Consider the following 14,297-nt stretch of genomic DNA (forward strand, 5'->3'; position numbering starts at 1 on the left):
CCCCGCTACCGGGTCCGGCCCGCGTCGGTGACGTCCGACACGGCCCGCTCGTCACCCGCGCGGTAGGCGGCGGCCGCGGCCGTGAACCGCTCACCGACCCCGGCCAGGTCGTCCGGCAGCCGCCGCAGGCGGTCGAGCGCCCCGGCAGCGGGTTCCGCGTGCGCGGCGGCGAAGCTGCGCCCGACGGCATCGGCGCCCCACGGCTCACCGGTCGCGTCGAGCGCCCGCCGCAGCTCCTCCGCCACCCGCGCGGCGCGCTCGGCGAGCGCCTCGAACTCCCCGGCGTGCCTGCCGAGCCGATCGGCGTCGACCTCGAACCCGTCGCTCATCGCGGCCTCGGCCACTCGGCGTCCTCGAGCCAGTTCTGGTCCTCGAAGCTCTCGTCGGCATCGTCGGTGTCGGCGGTGCCGTTGGCCGCGACCGGGTCGGGGACCAGCTCGGCCGCGCCGAGGTCGGCGGTGCCGAGCAGCAGGGCCTGCGGGTCGCTGCCCGCGGGCAGCGCGGGGGCGAGCACCTCCCCCGCCGCGGCGAGCGCCCGGACCGCCGCGGCCCCCGCGGTGCGCACGACCTGCGCGGACAGCTCGGCCGGCCGGTAGCGCCGGTAGGCCTCGTCGGCGATCACCAGCCCGGTGAGCACGCCCCGGGCGCCCGCCGTCGCGGTGACCAGGCCGTCGTCACTGGTCACGGACGCGCTGACGGTGGCCAGCTCCCGCTGGACGGCGGCGAGCCGCTCCCTGCTGCGCCGGTAGTCGGCGAGCAACTCGTCGACCTGGGCCCGATGCTCGGTCACAGCGCACACTCCCCGACGTCGGTGTTCTGCGGTACAGCGGTCGGCTGGGATTCGACGCACGCGCGGCCCGCCCGGTTCCGGCCGTGCCCGGGTTCCGGCGGTGCGGACCATCCGCGGGGTGCCGTGGTACAGATCGGCACGCCGCGATCGTTCCTTGACCGCCGCGGTCAGCCACCGAGGGCCCGGACCACCCGGGACGGGCTCGGCCTGCCCAGCCGTTCCGCCATCCACCGGCTCGCGGCCACCAGCTCGCCGAGGTCGGCCCCGTGCTCGATGCCGAGCCCGTCGAGCAGCCACACCAGGTCCTCGGTCGCGAGGTTGCCGGTGGCCGACTCGGCGTAGGGGCAGCCACCGAGGCCACCCGCCGAGGAGTCCACCGTGGACACCCCCTTCCGCAGCGCGGCGTGGGTGTTGGCCAGGGCCTGGCCGTACGTGTCGTGGAAGTGCACGGCCAGCGCGTCGACGCCGACCCCCGCCCCGGTGAACAGGTCGAGCAGCCGCTCCACCTGCCCCGCGGTGGCCACGCCGACGGTGTCACCGAGGGACAGCTGGGAGCAGCCGAGGTCCAGCAGCCGCCTGCCCACGCGGACCACCTGCTCGGCGGGCACGGGCCCCTCCCACGGGTCCCCGAAGCACATGGACAGGTAGGCCCGCACCTCGAGTCCCTCGGCCCGCGCGCGGCCCACCACGGGCTCGAACATCGCGAACTGCCCGTCCACGGTGCTGTTCAGGTTGCGCTGGGCGAAGGTCTCGGTGGCGCTGCCGAACACCGCGATGTGCCGCACCCCGGCGGCCAGGGCGCGGTCGAGGCCGCGCTCGTTCGGCACGAGCACCGGGTAACGCACGCCGGGGCGCCGGTCGAGCCTGCCGAGGAGTTCCTCGGCGTCGGCGAGCTGCGGCACCCACTTCGGGTGCACGAAGCTCGTCGCCTCCAGCACCCCGAGCCCCGCCGCGGCCAGCCGGTCGAGGAACTCGAGCTTGACCTCCACCGGCACCACGGCCTGCTCGTTCTGCAGCCCGTCGCGGGGGCCGACCTCCCAGATCGTCACCCGTTCCGGCAGGCCGTCCCGCGACGGCACCCGCTCGGGCAGGCCGAGTTCCCGTGCACCCATGCGATCAGCGCCTCCGTCCTCGTGGCCGCGGGTTCTCCTCCCCCGGCTCGCGCGGTCCGGGTTCGAGATCGTCGAAGTCGTCGACATCGTCGACCTCGTCCCGGTCGTCGTGCGGATTGTCGGCCTGGACATTGACCTGGCGGTAGAGCATCGAGTGCACCCGCTCGACGCCGGGGATGTCGTCGAACCGCAGCGGCTCGTCGGCCGCCGACTCGATGACCAGGGTGCCGCAGCCGAACACCCGGTCCCACAGTCCGTGCTCGAACTGCACGCTGTTGATCCTCGCCATCGGGATGTCGATGCCGGTGCGCCGCAGCACACCCTCCCGGACGATCACGCGGTCGGTGGTGACGATGAAGTGGGTGGTCCGCCAGCGCACGAACGGCGCCAGCACCAGCCAGGCGAGCAGCACCAGCGCCACCACGCCGATCGCGACCAGCGCGACCAGGTCCCACGGCGCCTGCAGGTCGCTCGCCAGCACCGCCAGCCAGCTCCCCAGGCCGAGCGTCACGACGAGGGTGAACACGGGAAGGACGAGCATCTTGAAGTGCGGATGCCGGTGCACGACGACGTGCTCGTCGGCGCCGAGCAGGTCCCTCGGATAGGCCACGCGAACGCTCCCCGGGCTAGTCCTTGACGAGGTGCTCACCGTACCGCGCGGTCCCGTCCCCGACCGGGCTATTCGACGGCGGGGCGCAGGTGCGTGACGTCACCCGCGAACACCGTGCGCCTGCCGCTCGTGGTGTCGAGGACCAGCGCCCCGGCCTCGTCGACGTCGACCGCGCGGCCGACGAGCGCCTTCGCCCCGGCCACGGTGACCTTGACCTCCTGGCCCAGCGTGGCGCAGTGCGCGCGGTAGTCGGCCAGCAGCCCCGCCGCGGCCAGGTCGCCGCGGGCCGCCCGCCAGCGCTTCTCCCTGGCGTGCAGCGAGGCGAGCAGCAGCCGCGCCACCTTGGTGCGGTCGGTGACCCGCGCGCCCAGCTCGGCGAGCGAGACCGCGGGCAGGGAGCCGGGACCCGGCCGCACCGGTTCGCGGGCCCGGCGCACGTTCACGCCGAGGCCGAGCACCACGGCGTTCTCGTCGCTCGCCACCGCCTCGGCCAGTATCCCGGCGCACTTGCCCCTGCCGTCCCTGGCCAGCACGTCGTTCGGCCATTTCAGCACCACCCGCGCACCCAGCTCGGTGGCCGTGTCGACCACCGCGAGGCCCGCCGCGACGGCCAGCGAGCCGTACCCGGAGAAGGGCACCCGCTCGGGCCGCAGCAGCACGCTGAGGTACAGGCCGGTGTCCGGCGGCGACACCCACATCCGGCCCCGCCTGCCGAGCCCGGCGGTCTGCTGCTCGGCGATCAGCACCGTGCGGTCGGCCGCCCCCTCGGTGACGGCCTCACGCAGGTCGGCGTTGGTGGATCCGGTGCTGGCCACGACGTCGAGCGCGGCGTAGGGCCCCGTGGGCCGCACCAGTTCCGCACGCAGTCGGGCGGCGTCGAGGGAAGGCATGCGCCACACCCTAGAACAGGGCCGACGTTGCCTACGCCACAAGCGGACCCCCCTGCACGGTGGTTAGGCTCCCATTTCATGAGCAGCGCGACGGAGCCGATCGGGACGCCTCCCGCAGAAGAGCCGGACATCCACACCACGGCCGGCAAGCTCGCCGACCTGTACCGCCGGTACGACGAGGCGGTGCACGCGGGCTCGGCGCGGGCGGTCGAACGGCAGCACGCGAAGGGCAAGAAGACCGCTCGCGAGCGCATCGACCTGCTGCTGGACCCCGGTTCGTTCGTCGAGCTCGACGAGCTGGCCCGGCACCGCTCGACCAACTTCGGCCAGGACCGCAACCGGCCCTACGGCGACGGCGTCGTCACCGGGTACGGCACCGTCGACGGCCGCCCCGTGTGCGTGTTCAGCCAGGACGTGACGGTCTTCGGCGGCTCACTCGGCGAGGTGTACGGCGAGAAGATCGTCAAGGTGATGGACCTGGCGATCAAGACCGGCCGCCCGATCATCGGCATCAACGAGGGCGGCGGTGCCCGGATCCAGGAGGGCGTGGTCTCGCTCGGCCTCTACGGCGAGATCTTCACGCGCAACGTGAAGGCCTCCGGAGTGGTCCCGCAGATCTCGCTGATCATGGGCGCCAACGCGGGCGGGCACGTGTACTCCCCCGCGCTCACCGACTTCGTGGTGATGGTCGACCAGACCTCACACATGTTCATCACCGGGCCGGACGTGATCAAGACCGTCACCGGCGAGGAGGTCACGTTCGAGGACCTCGGCGGCGGCCGCACGCACAACACCAAGTCCGGCAACGCGCACTACCTCGGCTCCGACGAGGAGGACGCCATCTCCTACGTCAAGGAGCTGCTGTCGTTCCTGCCGGGCAACAACCTGTCCGAGCCCCCGGTGTTCGAGGCCCCCGAGCCCACGGGTGAGTCCATTCCGGACGGGGTCACCGACACCGACCGGGAGCTCGACACGCTCATCCCGGACTCGCCGAACCAGCCCTACGACATGCACGAGGTCATCAACCGCGTCGTGGACGAGGGCGAGTTCCTCGAGGTGCAGGAGCTGTTCGCGCCGAACGTGATCGTCGGCTTCGGCCGGGTGGACGGGCACAGCGTCGGCATCGTGGCCAACCAGCCCACGCAGTTCGCGGGCTGCCTCGACATCGACGCCTCGGAGAAGGCGGCGCGGTTCGTCCGCACGTGCGACGCGTTCAACGTGCCGGTGCTGACCTTCGTCGACGTGCCGGGCTTCCTGCCGGGGACCGACCAGGAGTGGAACGGCATCATCCGGCGCGGCGCGAAGCTGATCTACGCCTACGCGGAGGCGACGGTGCCGCTGGTCACGGTGATCACCCGCAAGGCGTACGGCGGCGCGTACGACGTGATGGGCTCCAAGCACCTCGGCGCCGACGTCAACGTCGCGTGGCCGACCGCGCAGATCGCGGTGATGGGCGCGCAGGGCGCGGCGAACATCGTGCACCGCAAGACGCTCGCCACCGCCGCCGAGGAGGGCAAGGACGTCGAGTCGCTGCGGGCGGAGCTGATCCAGGAGTACGAGGACACGCTGTGCAACCCGTACGTGGCCGCCGAGCGGGGTTACGTCGACGGCGTGATCCCGCCCGCGCACACCCGCGGTTACGTGGCGCGGGCGCTGCGGATGCTGCGGGACAAGCGCGAGACCCTGCCGCCGAAGAAGCACGGCAACATCCCCCTCTGACCGTCCCGCGACGAAGGGTTCCCATGACCGACGATCGTTCCCCCGCTCCGCCGCTGCTACGGGTGGTGCGCGGCGAGCCGGACGACACCGAGCTCGCCGCCCTCGCGGCGGTGGTGGCCGGGCTGGCCTCCGCGGCGTCCACGGCGGGGAACGGCGACCAGCGGCCGGTGCGCCGGTCCCGCTGGGGCGACCCCGCCGCCCGGATGCGCCCGCTGCCCCGCCCCGGCGAGGGCGCGTGGCGCTACTCCCACCTCCCCGGCACCTAACACCCCACCCCACCCCCACCCCACCCCCAGGTGGGGCAGTGAAGGCCACCTTCACTGCGTTGAACGCACGCAGGGTGGCCTTCACCGCACGCGGTAGCCTTCGCGGCGTGCGTTTCGTGCTCGCCTCCGCCTCGCCCGCCCGGCTCGCCGTGCTGCGCGCGGCGGGCATCGATCCCAGCGTCGTGGTGTCCGGTGTCGACGAGGACGCCGTCGCCGCCGGGCTGGCCGATCCGAGCCCGGCGGAGCTGGTGACCGCGCTCGCCGCCGCCAAGGCCGCCGCCGTCGCGGACACGATCGCCGACGGCGGGCACGACGCCGTCGTCGTCGGCTGCGACTCGATGCTGTCGATCGGCGGCGAGATGGTCGGCAAACCCGGCACGGCCGAGATCGCCCGCAAGCGCTGGGCGGCGATGGCGGGCGGCAGCGGGGACCTGCTCACCGGGCACGCGGTGCTCCGGCTCGACGGCGGCCGCCGCACCCGCGAGGCCACCGGCAGCCAGCGCACGCGCGTCCGGTTCGCCGACCCCGACCCGGACGAGCTGGACGCCTACCTCGCCACCGGCGAACCGCTCGGCGTGGCGGGCGCGTTCACCCTGGACGGCTTCGGCGGCTGGTTCGTCGAGGGGGTCGACGGCGACCCGTCCAGCGTGATCGGCATCAGCCTCCCGCTGACCCGGCGCCTGCTGGCCGAGGTCGGGATCCGCGTCACCGACCTCTGGCGGTCCTGACCCCCCTCGGCAGCTTTCCCTCACCAGCGGAATTGCGCGGAACCGGCCCCGCCACGACACTCGTCCCAGCCACGTCCGACGCAGCCTGGTTCGCGGAGGGAGACCGCGCATGAACTCCACAGCGTCGCCCAGACCGGTACCACCGGAGTTTCCGCCTGTGGTGTATCTGCCCTGCACGACCCACGTCAGCAGTCCCGCGGACGCCGTGGTGGAACTGCGGCGAACACGGGACGGACGGATGGCGCTCATGGTCTATTCGGCCCTCGACCGGCTCCACTACTGCTGCGGCGACGACCAGCCATGGATGGTGGTGCCCACCCCGGTTCTCGAGGACATCCGCCAGGCCCAGCCCTATGACCTGATCCTCCTCGACGTCATCATCCCGCCGGAACACCGGCACGCCGCCCAGGGAGCCCCCGATGCCTGAAGGAGGTGGCTTCCGCGCCGACCCCGGGGTGATCGACGGCATCGCCGGCACACTGCGTACCGCGGCCGACCGACTCGACGAGATCGGCACCACCGCTCCTCCGGCGCCGGATGCCGGCGACGCGCGTGCGGCTGTCGCCGCGATCCTCGCCAAGCTGGCCGACAGTGCGGGTCAGCTGGTGATCGGCACCCGGGCCGCGGGGGCCGCCGTCGCCGACGGCGGCCGCGCGTACACGGAGACCGAAACGTCGGCGGGCGAGGCCGTCCGCGCCTCGGGAGGACGGTGAGCCGTGCCGATCGACACCAGGATCGAAGGCGACCCGGCGAGCGTGACCGAGGTCGCGGCGTGGGTACGGGATGCCCTTGCCAGCCGCGTCACCGACACGGCGAGCAAGATCTACGACGCCCGCAACAACGCCGACGCCGGCTGGCACGGCCCCGCGGCCGAGGTGTTCCGCGACCGGATGACACAGGGTGCCCAGCTCACGGACGAGTTCGCCGGTACGGCGCGGAAGATGGCACAAAAGTTCGACGAGCTCGCCGCCGACCCGCGACGGGCCAAGGCGGAGATGGAGCGGATCCGCGGCGAGGCATCGGAAGCCGGGCTGACGGTGGACAGGAGCATGATCCACGACCCGGGCCCCGCCCCGGGGGCGCCAGGCCCGCAACCGACCGGCGATGCGGCAACGCCCGAAGCGATGCAGGCCTATCACGACGCCGTACGGGCACAGCAGGCTCACGACGCGCGGGTCAGCGCGTACGAACAGGCGCGGAACGACGCGGACGCCGTGCGGCGGGCATGGCAGGGCAGCGTCGAGACGATCGCCGCCGAGGCCAACAGCGTCGGTCCGAAGGCCTGGCTCACCGTCAGCGATGTTGCGGGTAACACCATCGCGGCCGCGGCGGGAGCCAGATACAGCTCCTTTCTGCTCGAAGGAGCACGGAACTACGCCGACGACGCCGCGCAGGCCCTGCGCCACGTGCGCGCCTACGGAGACGTGGTTCTCGACCACAAAGGCTTCTACACGCAACTCGATCGCGCGCAGGCGAGCACCCGTGCCTCGGCCGCGCTCACCGACGACGCCACGAGGGCCACCAGCAGGGCGAAGGTCTCCGGGCTCCGGCTCGGTGGCGCGCTCGCGGTGGGCGGAATCGCCTACGACATCGCTCACGGAAAGCCGGTCGACCAGGCCATCGTCTCGGGTGGAGCCGGATTCGCCGCCTCCGTGGGTGCCGGCGCCGCTGTCGGCACCGTGATCGGAGGCCCTGTCGGCACGGCCGTCGGCGCTGTCATTGGTGCCGGTGTCGGAGTGTTCACGTCCGGAATGGTCGACTCACTGTACGAGAACGGAATCGGCGCCGTGGGTCAAGCGATCGACGACGGAGCCAAAGCGGTGACCGACACCCTTGAGGTCGTCGGCGACGGCATTGGCGATGCCGCCAGCGCGGTCGCTGGTGGAGTGAAAGAGGCCTGGGATGCCATCTTCTGACACGGTGCCCAGACCTGCCGAGTGGCCGCGGTCGACCCGGCCTGCCGTTGTCGCCGCGTTTGCCTTCGTCGCCGTCGTGCTGGTGCTGGTGCCGGTCGCGCTCGCGCTGTACTACTTCCGGAACGGCCGACAGGCAACGGGCGGGTACAGCCTGGCCCTCGCGGTGATCGCGCTGCTCGTCCTCTGGGTCGGCTACGAGACGAGGTTCCGCGGGCACACCAGCACGGACTCGATCGGCAGCCGCGGTACGGACGACGGAAGGGCGGGGCTGGAGATCCCCTACTCCGCGAGCCTGTACCGGGGTTACGGGGCGCTCATGACCGCGATCGCACTGCTCTTCGCCACTGCCGCCGGGCACGCGCTGACCGTGCCCGGTACGGGCTACGCCAACAGCGGCTACCTGTTCGCCGCGCTGGCAGCCGTGTTCGCGTCGTTCCCCGCGCTCATGGCCACCGGCAGGTTCGCGCGGGGCAGGGTGCTGCTGACCCCCGAGGGCATTCACCAGCGCGGCTGGACCTTCGAGTCGTTCCTGCGCTGGCAGGACGTCGTCGGGATCTACCCCACCTACCGCGACTGCCCGGTCGTCGTGGTGCGCGCGACGGACAACGCGGCATGGCGGCGCCGGCAGATCACCAGGCTGTGGCGGCAGGACCGGCTGCCGGGAACGCGCCGGGGCGAACGGGAGGTGCCGATGATCGTCATCCCCGGCAAGTTTCTCTCCGCCGACCCGGTGATCGTCTACCACCTGCTCGGCTACTACCTCGAGCACGCGGACGCCAGGGCGGAGCTGGGCACGGAGGCCGCGGTGCGGCGGGCCCGAGCCGCGGCGTTCGGCTGACCGGGCTCAGGGGCACTCCCGCAGGTCGGAGTCGACCAGCTCCACCCGGGGCCAGCCGCGCAGCTCCCCCGGCGACTCGTACTGGTAGGTGCAGCCCAGCCGCTCGCCCCGCAGGTCGAACACCTCGGCCAGCACCGGCGTCTGCCCGCAGTCCGCCGCCGACTCGACGCCGGCGCATTCGTGCCGCACCACGATGATCTCGGGCACCTCGTCGCCCGACACGGTGTCCAGCACGATCGCGCCCACGTCGGAGAAGTACGGCCGCTCGGCGGCACGCCAGCTGTCGCCCCGCCACACCAGCACCTCGCCGACGATCCCGCCGTCCAGCGGGCCCCGCACGAGGCACACCGGCTCCGCCGCGTCCACGCAGTCCAGCGATCCGGGACCGAGCCGGGCCCCCATGGCGGTGATCGAGGTCTCGGCGGTGATGCCGTTCGTCGGCCCGCCCGCGCGCAGGCGCCCAGACCCGCCCTCGCCGTCGGCGAGCAGCTCGACTGTCATCCCGCCGACGGACGCCGTGTCGAGCACCTGGCACGGCGCGGCCCCGCAGCCGTCGCCCGCCGCGGGCCCGGCCGACACCTCCGCGCCGGGCCCGCTGCCCGCGGCCGGGCCGGCACCGGGCCGCAGGACGGCGGCGGCGACGAGCGCACCCGCGGTGACCAGCGCGGCGAGCACCGCGGTCACCACCACGGGCCGCGGCGCCGTCGTCCCCGTCATCGTCACCTCCCTCGCGATGCAGAGCGTAAGGGAGATGGCGGAGAGCGCACGTCTATGTTGGGAGGGTGACGAATCCCAGCCTTCCCCCAGTCCTGTACCTGCCCACCAGCGACGCCTCGGGCGAGCAGACCAACGTCGAGCTGCGGCGCACCGAGGACGGCCGGGTCGCGCTCATCGCGTTCTCCGCCGTCGACCGTCTCGTCTACGGCTGCGGCGAGCACCAGCCGTGGGTGATGGTGCGCACCGAGCACCTGGACAAGATCTACGAGGCGCAGCCCTACGACGTGATCATGCTCGACGGGTTCATCCCGGACGAGCTGCGGCACACCGGCTCCCGGGCGTGAGCCTCCTCTCACCACGAGCCTCATCGCTGCTCGTAGACTGCTTCGAGGCCCGCAGGAGCGCCGCCTGGCGCACCGGTGGCTCCGCAGCGCGAGCGAGGAGGAGATAGGGGTGCCCGAAGCAGCCAGCGTCACGAAGGTGCTCGTCGCCAACCGTGGCGAGATCGCCGTCCGCGTGATCAGAGCCGCCAGGGATGCGGGACTGTCGAGCGTCGCCGTCTACGCCGACCCCGACCGGGACGCCCCGCACGTGCGCATGGCCGACGAGGCGTTCGCGCTCGGCGGCACCACGGCGGCCGACAGCTACCTGGTGTTCGAGAAGCTGCTCGACGCGGCCGCGCGGTCCGGCGCCGACTCCGTGCACCCCGGCTACGGCTTCCTCTCCGAGAACGCCGACTTCGCCCAGGCCGTGCTCGACGCGGGCCTCACCTGGATCGGCCCCAGCCCGCAGGCCATCCGCGACCTCGGCGACAAGGTCACCGCCCGGCACATCGCGCTGAAGGCGGGCGCCCCGCTCGTGCCGGGAACGAAGGACCCGGCGAAGAACGCCGACGAGATCGTCGCGTTCGCACGGGAGCACGGCCTGCCCGTCGCCATCAAGGCCGCGTTCGGCGGCGGCGGACGCGGCCTGAAGGTCGCCCGCACGCTGGAGGAGATCCCCGAGCTGTTCGAGTCCGCCACCCGCGAGGCGGTGGCCGCGTTCGGCCGTGGTGAGTGCTTCGTCGAGCGCTACCTCGACCGGCCGCGGCACGTCGAGGCCCAGGTCCTCGCCGACAAGCACGGCAACGTGGTCGTCGTCGGCACCCGGGACTGCTCGCTGCAGCGGCGGCACCAGAAGCTCGTCGAGGAGGCGCCCGCCCCGTTCCTCACCGACGAGCAGCGCGCCACCATCCACGCCTCCGCGAAGGCGATCTGCAAGGAGGCGGGCTACTCCGGCGCGGGCACCGTCGAGTACCTGGTCGGCGAGGACGGCACGATCTCGTTCCTCGAGGTCAACACCCGGCTGCAGGTGGAACACCCGGTGTCCGAGGAGACCACGGGCATCGACCTGGTCCGCGAGCAGTTCCGGATCGCCGAGGGCGGCACGCTGCCGTTCACCGAGGACCCGGTGCCGCGCGGGCACTCCATCGAGTTCCGGATCAACGGCGAGGACGCGGGCCGCAACTTCCTGCCCGCGCCCGGCACCGTCACCCGGCTCGTGTTCCCGGAGGGTCCCGGCGTCCGCGTCGACTCCGGCGTGGAGACGGGCAGCGTGATCGGCGGCCAGTTCGACTCGATGCTGGCCAAGGTGATCGTCACCGGCGCCGACCGCCGGCAGGCCATCGAACGCAGCCGCCGCGCGCTGGACGAGATGGTCGCCGAGGGCCTCGCGACCGTCCTGCCCTTCCACCGCGCGATCCTGCGCGACCCGGCCTTCGTCGGCGACGACTCCGGCTTCTCGGTGCACACGCGCTGGATCGAGACCGAGTTCGACAACACGATCGAGCCGTTCACCGCGCCCGCGGAGTCCTCGGCGGCCGAGCAGGAGGCCGCGCCGAGGCAGACGGTGGTCGTCGAGGTCGGTGGCCGCAGGCTCGAGGTCTCCCTGCCGGGGGACCTGGCGCTCGGCGGCGGCAACGGCGGCGGCGCGGCGAAGGCCAAGCCCCGCAAGCGCGGTAGCGGCGGCAAGACCGCCGTCAGCGGCGACGCCGTGACCGCGCCGATGCAGGGCACGATCGTGAAGGTCGCCGTGGAGGACGGCCAGCACGTCGAGGCCGGTGAGCTGATCGTGGTGCTGGAGGCCATGAAGATGGAGAACCCGGTCACCGCACACAAGGCGGGCACCGTCACGGGCCTCGCCGTGGAGACCGGCTCCTCCGTCAGCCAGGGCGCCGTGCTGCTGGAGATCAAGGACTGAGGTCCCGGCCGGGCCCACGTACGATGGGGACGTGGGCGTCGACAGACCGGAGTTCCGACTCAGCGACGCTGAGCGGCAGGAAGCCCTGGACGCGCTGTCCGAGCACGTGCGCACGGGCCGGCTCGACATCGTCGACTTCGACGAGCGCTCCGCACGCGCGAGCGCGGCGAAGGTCCGCCGCGACCTCGAACCGCTGTTCGCCGACCTGCCGGAGCCACGCCCGAGCGTGCTGCGCACCCTGCGGCGGCTGCCGCCGCAGGGCGCGGCACCGGCGCCGCCCGTGACGTGGCAGCGGCGGCTCGCGTCGAGCGCGGTGCCGATCGCCGCGATCGTCGCGCTGGTGCTGTTCCTCACGGTGCTGCGCGGCATGATCTTCGTGTTCCTCATCCCCGTGGTCGTGGCCCTGCTCGCCGGGTCACTCGGCAACCGGCGTCCCCGCCGCTGACTAGAGTGGCGCCGATGGACCCCGTGGAGATCAACGCGGGCGGCTACTACCTGCGCCAACTGCGCGCCGACGACCGCATGGACGACCGGCCCGCGCTGGTGGCGGCGTTCGCCGACCCGGAGATGCGCCGGTTCGTGACCGTCTCGCTCGGCACCCTCGCCGACGCCGGTGACTACGTCGCCCTGCGCGCTGCCGAATGGGCCAGGGGGCGGCGCTGCTCCTGGGCCGTCGCGGAACCCACCACCGGCGACCTGCTCGGCGAGGTGGGACTGAAGGACCTCGACCCCGGCGCCGGGACCGCCGAGGCGTCGGTGTGGGTGGCTCCGCCCGCGCGGGGCCGGGGCGTCGCGGTGGCCGCCGTGGAGGCGGCGCTGCGCTTCGGGTTCGGCGGTCTCGGCCTGCGGGAGGTGCGCTACCGGCATCACCGCGACAACCGCGCGTCGGCCACCGTCGCCGCGCGGTGCGGGTTCCGGCACGCCGGTTCCGCCGACCCGGCCGACGAGGTGTGGCTGCGCACGGCGGACCAGGTGCCGTGACGAGCGCGTTCCTCAGCCGGCTGCTCGACGGCCTGCGCGCGGGTGGCGACCGTCCCGCGTTCCGGCACGGCGGCACGGTCACCAGCTACCGCGCGGCGTACCGCGCCCTGTTCCGGCTGCACGGTGCGCTGGCGGCCGAGGGCGTGGGACCCGGCGACGTCGTGGCCGTCCGCGGCGGCAACCGGCCGGAGACGGTCCTCGCCCAGCTCGCGGCCCAGCTGCGCGGGGCGAGCGTCCTGCTGGTCGGCGCCTCGGCCACCGCACCCGACCGGCGCGCCGCGCTGACCGCGGCCGGCGTCACCGTGCTGCTCGCCGACCCCGGTCTCGGCGACCCGGCACGGGACGGTGTCCCCCGCGTCCTGCCGCTCACCGGGTCCGGACCCGGCACGCCCGCGCCGCCGCGGCCACCCGCCTCCGTGCACGCCGTCTTCCTCTCCGGCGGCACGACCGGCGCGCCCAAGCTGATCGGGCACCGCGGCATCTACGACGGCATGGCGCACATCTTCCGGCCTGATCCGGATGGTCCGAACCGGACACTCGTGGTGTCGCCGGTGACGCACCTGACCGGGAACTGCGCCGTGCTCGGCGCCCTGCTCTGCGGGGACACGGTGGTGCTGCACGACGGTTTCGATCCCGAGGCGGTGCTGGCCGCGATCGGCGGGCAGCGGGTCACCCACCTCTCGCTCACCCCGCCCCGCCTGGCCCGGCTGCTCGACCACCCCGCGCTCGCCGACACGGACACCGCCAGCGTGCGGCGGCTGTCCCTCGGCGCGAGCCCGCTGCCGTCACGACGACTGCGGCAGGCGCTCGCCGCGTTCGGCCCCGTGGTCGGGCAGGGCTACGGGCTCACCGAGGCGCCGATGATCGCGAGCATCTCCGCGGAGGACTACGCGGGACACCCCGGACGGCACGATTCCGTCGGCCGGATCGTGCCCGGCATGGAGGCCCGCATCGACGGTGCCGACGGCGCCGGGGATGGTGCGGTCGGCGAGGTGCTCGTCCGCGGCCTCGCCCTGATGGAGGGCTACGTCGGCAGGCCCGACCTCACCCGGCGCGCGTTCACCGGTGGCTGGCTGCGCACCGGCGACGTCGGCCGGTTCGACGCCGACGGCTACCTGTACCTGCTCGACCGCCTGCACGACGTGATCGTCACCGGGGAGCACGGCACGAAGGTCTACTCCACCGTGGTCGAGGACGCGCTCACCGGCCATCCCGGCGTGCGGCAGGCCGCGGTGTTCGGGGTGCCGGGCCCGGACGGCGAGGGCGAGCGCGTGCACGCCGTGGTGGTCGCCGACCCGGGCGGCCCCGGCGAGGACGTTCTGCGCGCGCACGTGCGGGCGCTGCTCGACCAGGACCATCCGGTGCCGGCGAGGATCGAGTTCGCCGGTGCGCTGCCGCTGACCGACATCGGCAAGGTGGACAAGCAGGCGCTGCGGGCCCCGCACTGGGCGGGCCACTCCCGCGGCATCGCCTGACCGGCTCGTGTGTGGAC

The 14,297-nt window shown here is 73.4% G+C and carries 18 protein-coding genes; 12 read left to right on the forward strand and 6 right to left on the reverse strand.

What is annotated here, in order from left to right:
- Positions 1-5 precede the first annotated feature (5 nt).
- The 5 genes from B0I33_RS26605 to B0I33_RS26625 form a co-directional block, all read right to left on the reverse strand.
- Positions 6-344, reverse strand: coding sequence for a hypothetical protein (locus B0I33_RS26605; RefSeq protein WP_245901096.1), 339 nt, complete (start codon positions 342-344; stop codon positions 6-8).
- Complete coding sequence (locus B0I33_RS26610) at positions 326-790, reverse strand: YbaB/EbfC family nucleoid-associated protein (protein ID WP_106181636.1); 465 nt, start codon at positions 788-790, stop codon at positions 326-328. Before B0I33_RS26610 ends, B0I33_RS26605 begins: the two co-directional genes overlap by 19 nt.
- 167 nt (positions 791-957) lie before the next feature.
- Positions 958-1,902, reverse strand: a complete 945-nt coding sequence (locus tag B0I33_RS26615; RefSeq protein WP_106181638.1) for a hydroxymethylglutaryl-CoA lyase — start codon at positions 1,900-1,902, stop codon at positions 958-960.
- Positions 1,903-1,906: 4 nt separating this feature from the next.
- Positions 1,907-2,512 (reverse strand): PH domain-containing protein, encoded by a 606-nt coding sequence (locus B0I33_RS26620; protein ID WP_106181639.1) that lies wholly within the window; start codon positions 2,510-2,512, stop codon positions 1,907-1,909.
- 68 nt (positions 2,513-2,580) lie between these two features.
- A complete protein-coding gene (locus B0I33_RS26625; protein WP_106181641.1) occupies positions 2,581-3,402 on the reverse strand; it encodes a biotin--[acetyl-CoA-carboxylase] ligase in 822 nt (273 codons plus the stop codon).
- 78 nt (positions 3,403-3,480) lie between these two features.
- Here B0I33_RS26625 and B0I33_RS26630 point away from each other — a divergent pair, with 78 nt between their 5' ends.
- The 7 genes from B0I33_RS26630 to B0I33_RS26660 all read left to right on the forward strand — a co-directional run bounded on the left by B0I33_RS26630 (position 3,481) and on the right by B0I33_RS26660 (position 8,869).
- Entirely contained in the window at positions 3,481-5,121 is a 1,641-nt protein-coding gene (locus tag B0I33_RS26630) for an acyl-CoA carboxylase subunit beta (protein ID WP_106181643.1), read from the forward strand.
- Positions 5,122-5,144: 23 nt separating this feature from the next.
- A complete protein-coding gene (locus B0I33_RS26635; RefSeq protein WP_106181644.1) occupies positions 5,145-5,387 on the forward strand; it encodes an acyl-CoA carboxylase subunit epsilon in 243 nt (80 codons plus the stop codon).
- 107 nt (positions 5,388-5,494) lie between these two features.
- Entirely contained in the window at positions 5,495-6,115 is a 621-nt protein-coding gene (locus B0I33_RS26640) for a Maf family protein (RefSeq protein ID WP_106181646.1), read from the forward strand.
- Positions 6,116-6,224: 109 nt separating this feature from the next.
- Positions 6,225-6,542 (forward strand): SAV_915 family protein, encoded by a 318-nt coding sequence (locus B0I33_RS30825; protein ID WP_106181648.1) that lies wholly within the window; start codon positions 6,225-6,227, stop codon positions 6,540-6,542.
- The gene (locus tag B0I33_RS26650; protein WP_146147564.1) at positions 6,535-6,828 is read left to right on the forward strand and encodes a hypothetical protein; all 294 of its coding nucleotides are present in this window, start codon (positions 6,535-6,537) and stop codon (positions 6,826-6,828) included. The genes B0I33_RS30825 and B0I33_RS26650 overlap by 8 nt, the downstream gene beginning before the upstream one ends.
- 3 nt (positions 6,829-6,831) lie before the next feature.
- A complete protein-coding gene (locus tag B0I33_RS26655; protein WP_106181652.1) occupies positions 6,832-8,031 on the forward strand; it encodes a hypothetical protein in 1,200 nt (399 codons plus the stop codon).
- Positions 8,018-8,869 (forward strand): hypothetical protein, encoded by an 852-nt coding sequence (locus B0I33_RS26660; protein WP_219927273.1) that lies wholly within the window; start codon positions 8,018-8,020, stop codon positions 8,867-8,869. The genes B0I33_RS26655 and B0I33_RS26660 overlap by 14 nt, the downstream gene beginning before the upstream one ends.
- Before the next feature lie 6 nt (positions 8,870-8,875).
- Here the strand turns inward: B0I33_RS26660 and B0I33_RS26665 are convergent, their stop codons facing one another.
- Entirely contained in the window at positions 8,876-9,586 is a 711-nt protein-coding gene (locus B0I33_RS26665; RefSeq protein ID WP_106181655.1) for a hypothetical protein, read from the reverse strand.
- Between the two features lie 65 nt (positions 9,587-9,651).
- On the opposite strand from B0I33_RS26665, the gene B0I33_RS26670 reads away from it, so the two are divergent.
- The 5 genes from B0I33_RS26670 (at position 9,652) to B0I33_RS26690 (ending at position 14,280) form a co-directional block, all read left to right on the forward strand.
- Positions 9,652-9,930 (forward strand): SAV_915 family protein, encoded by a 279-nt coding sequence (locus B0I33_RS26670; RefSeq protein ID WP_106181657.1) that lies wholly within the window; start codon positions 9,652-9,654, stop codon positions 9,928-9,930.
- Between the two features lie 109 nt (positions 9,931-10,039).
- Positions 10,040-11,824 (forward strand): acetyl/propionyl/methylcrotonyl-CoA carboxylase subunit alpha, encoded by a 1,785-nt coding sequence (locus B0I33_RS26675; RefSeq protein ID WP_106181659.1) that lies wholly within the window; start codon positions 10,040-10,042, stop codon positions 11,822-11,824.
- 31 nt (positions 11,825-11,855) lie between these two features.
- Positions 11,856-12,269 (forward strand): DUF1707 SHOCT-like domain-containing protein, encoded by a 414-nt coding sequence (locus B0I33_RS26680; RefSeq protein ID WP_106181660.1) that lies wholly within the window; start codon positions 11,856-11,858, stop codon positions 12,267-12,269.
- 14 nt (positions 12,270-12,283) lie between these two features.
- Positions 12,284-12,805, forward strand: a complete 522-nt coding sequence (locus B0I33_RS26685; protein ID WP_106181662.1) for a GNAT family N-acetyltransferase — start codon at positions 12,284-12,286, stop codon at positions 12,803-12,805.
- Positions 12,802-14,280 carry a class I adenylate-forming enzyme family protein gene (locus tag B0I33_RS26690; protein WP_106181664.1) on the forward strand — a complete coding sequence of 493 codons (1,479 nt, stop codon included), beginning with the start codon at positions 12,802-12,804 and terminating at the stop codon, positions 14,278-14,280. The genes B0I33_RS26685 and B0I33_RS26690 overlap by 4 nt, the downstream gene beginning before the upstream one ends.
- Positions 14,281-14,297: the final 17 nt, after the last annotated feature.

The sequence above is a fragment of the Prauserella shujinwangii genome, assembly GCF_003001955.1.
Taxonomy (GTDB): domain Bacteria; phylum Actinomycetota; class Actinomycetes; order Mycobacteriales; family Pseudonocardiaceae; genus Qaidamihabitans; species Qaidamihabitans shujinwangii.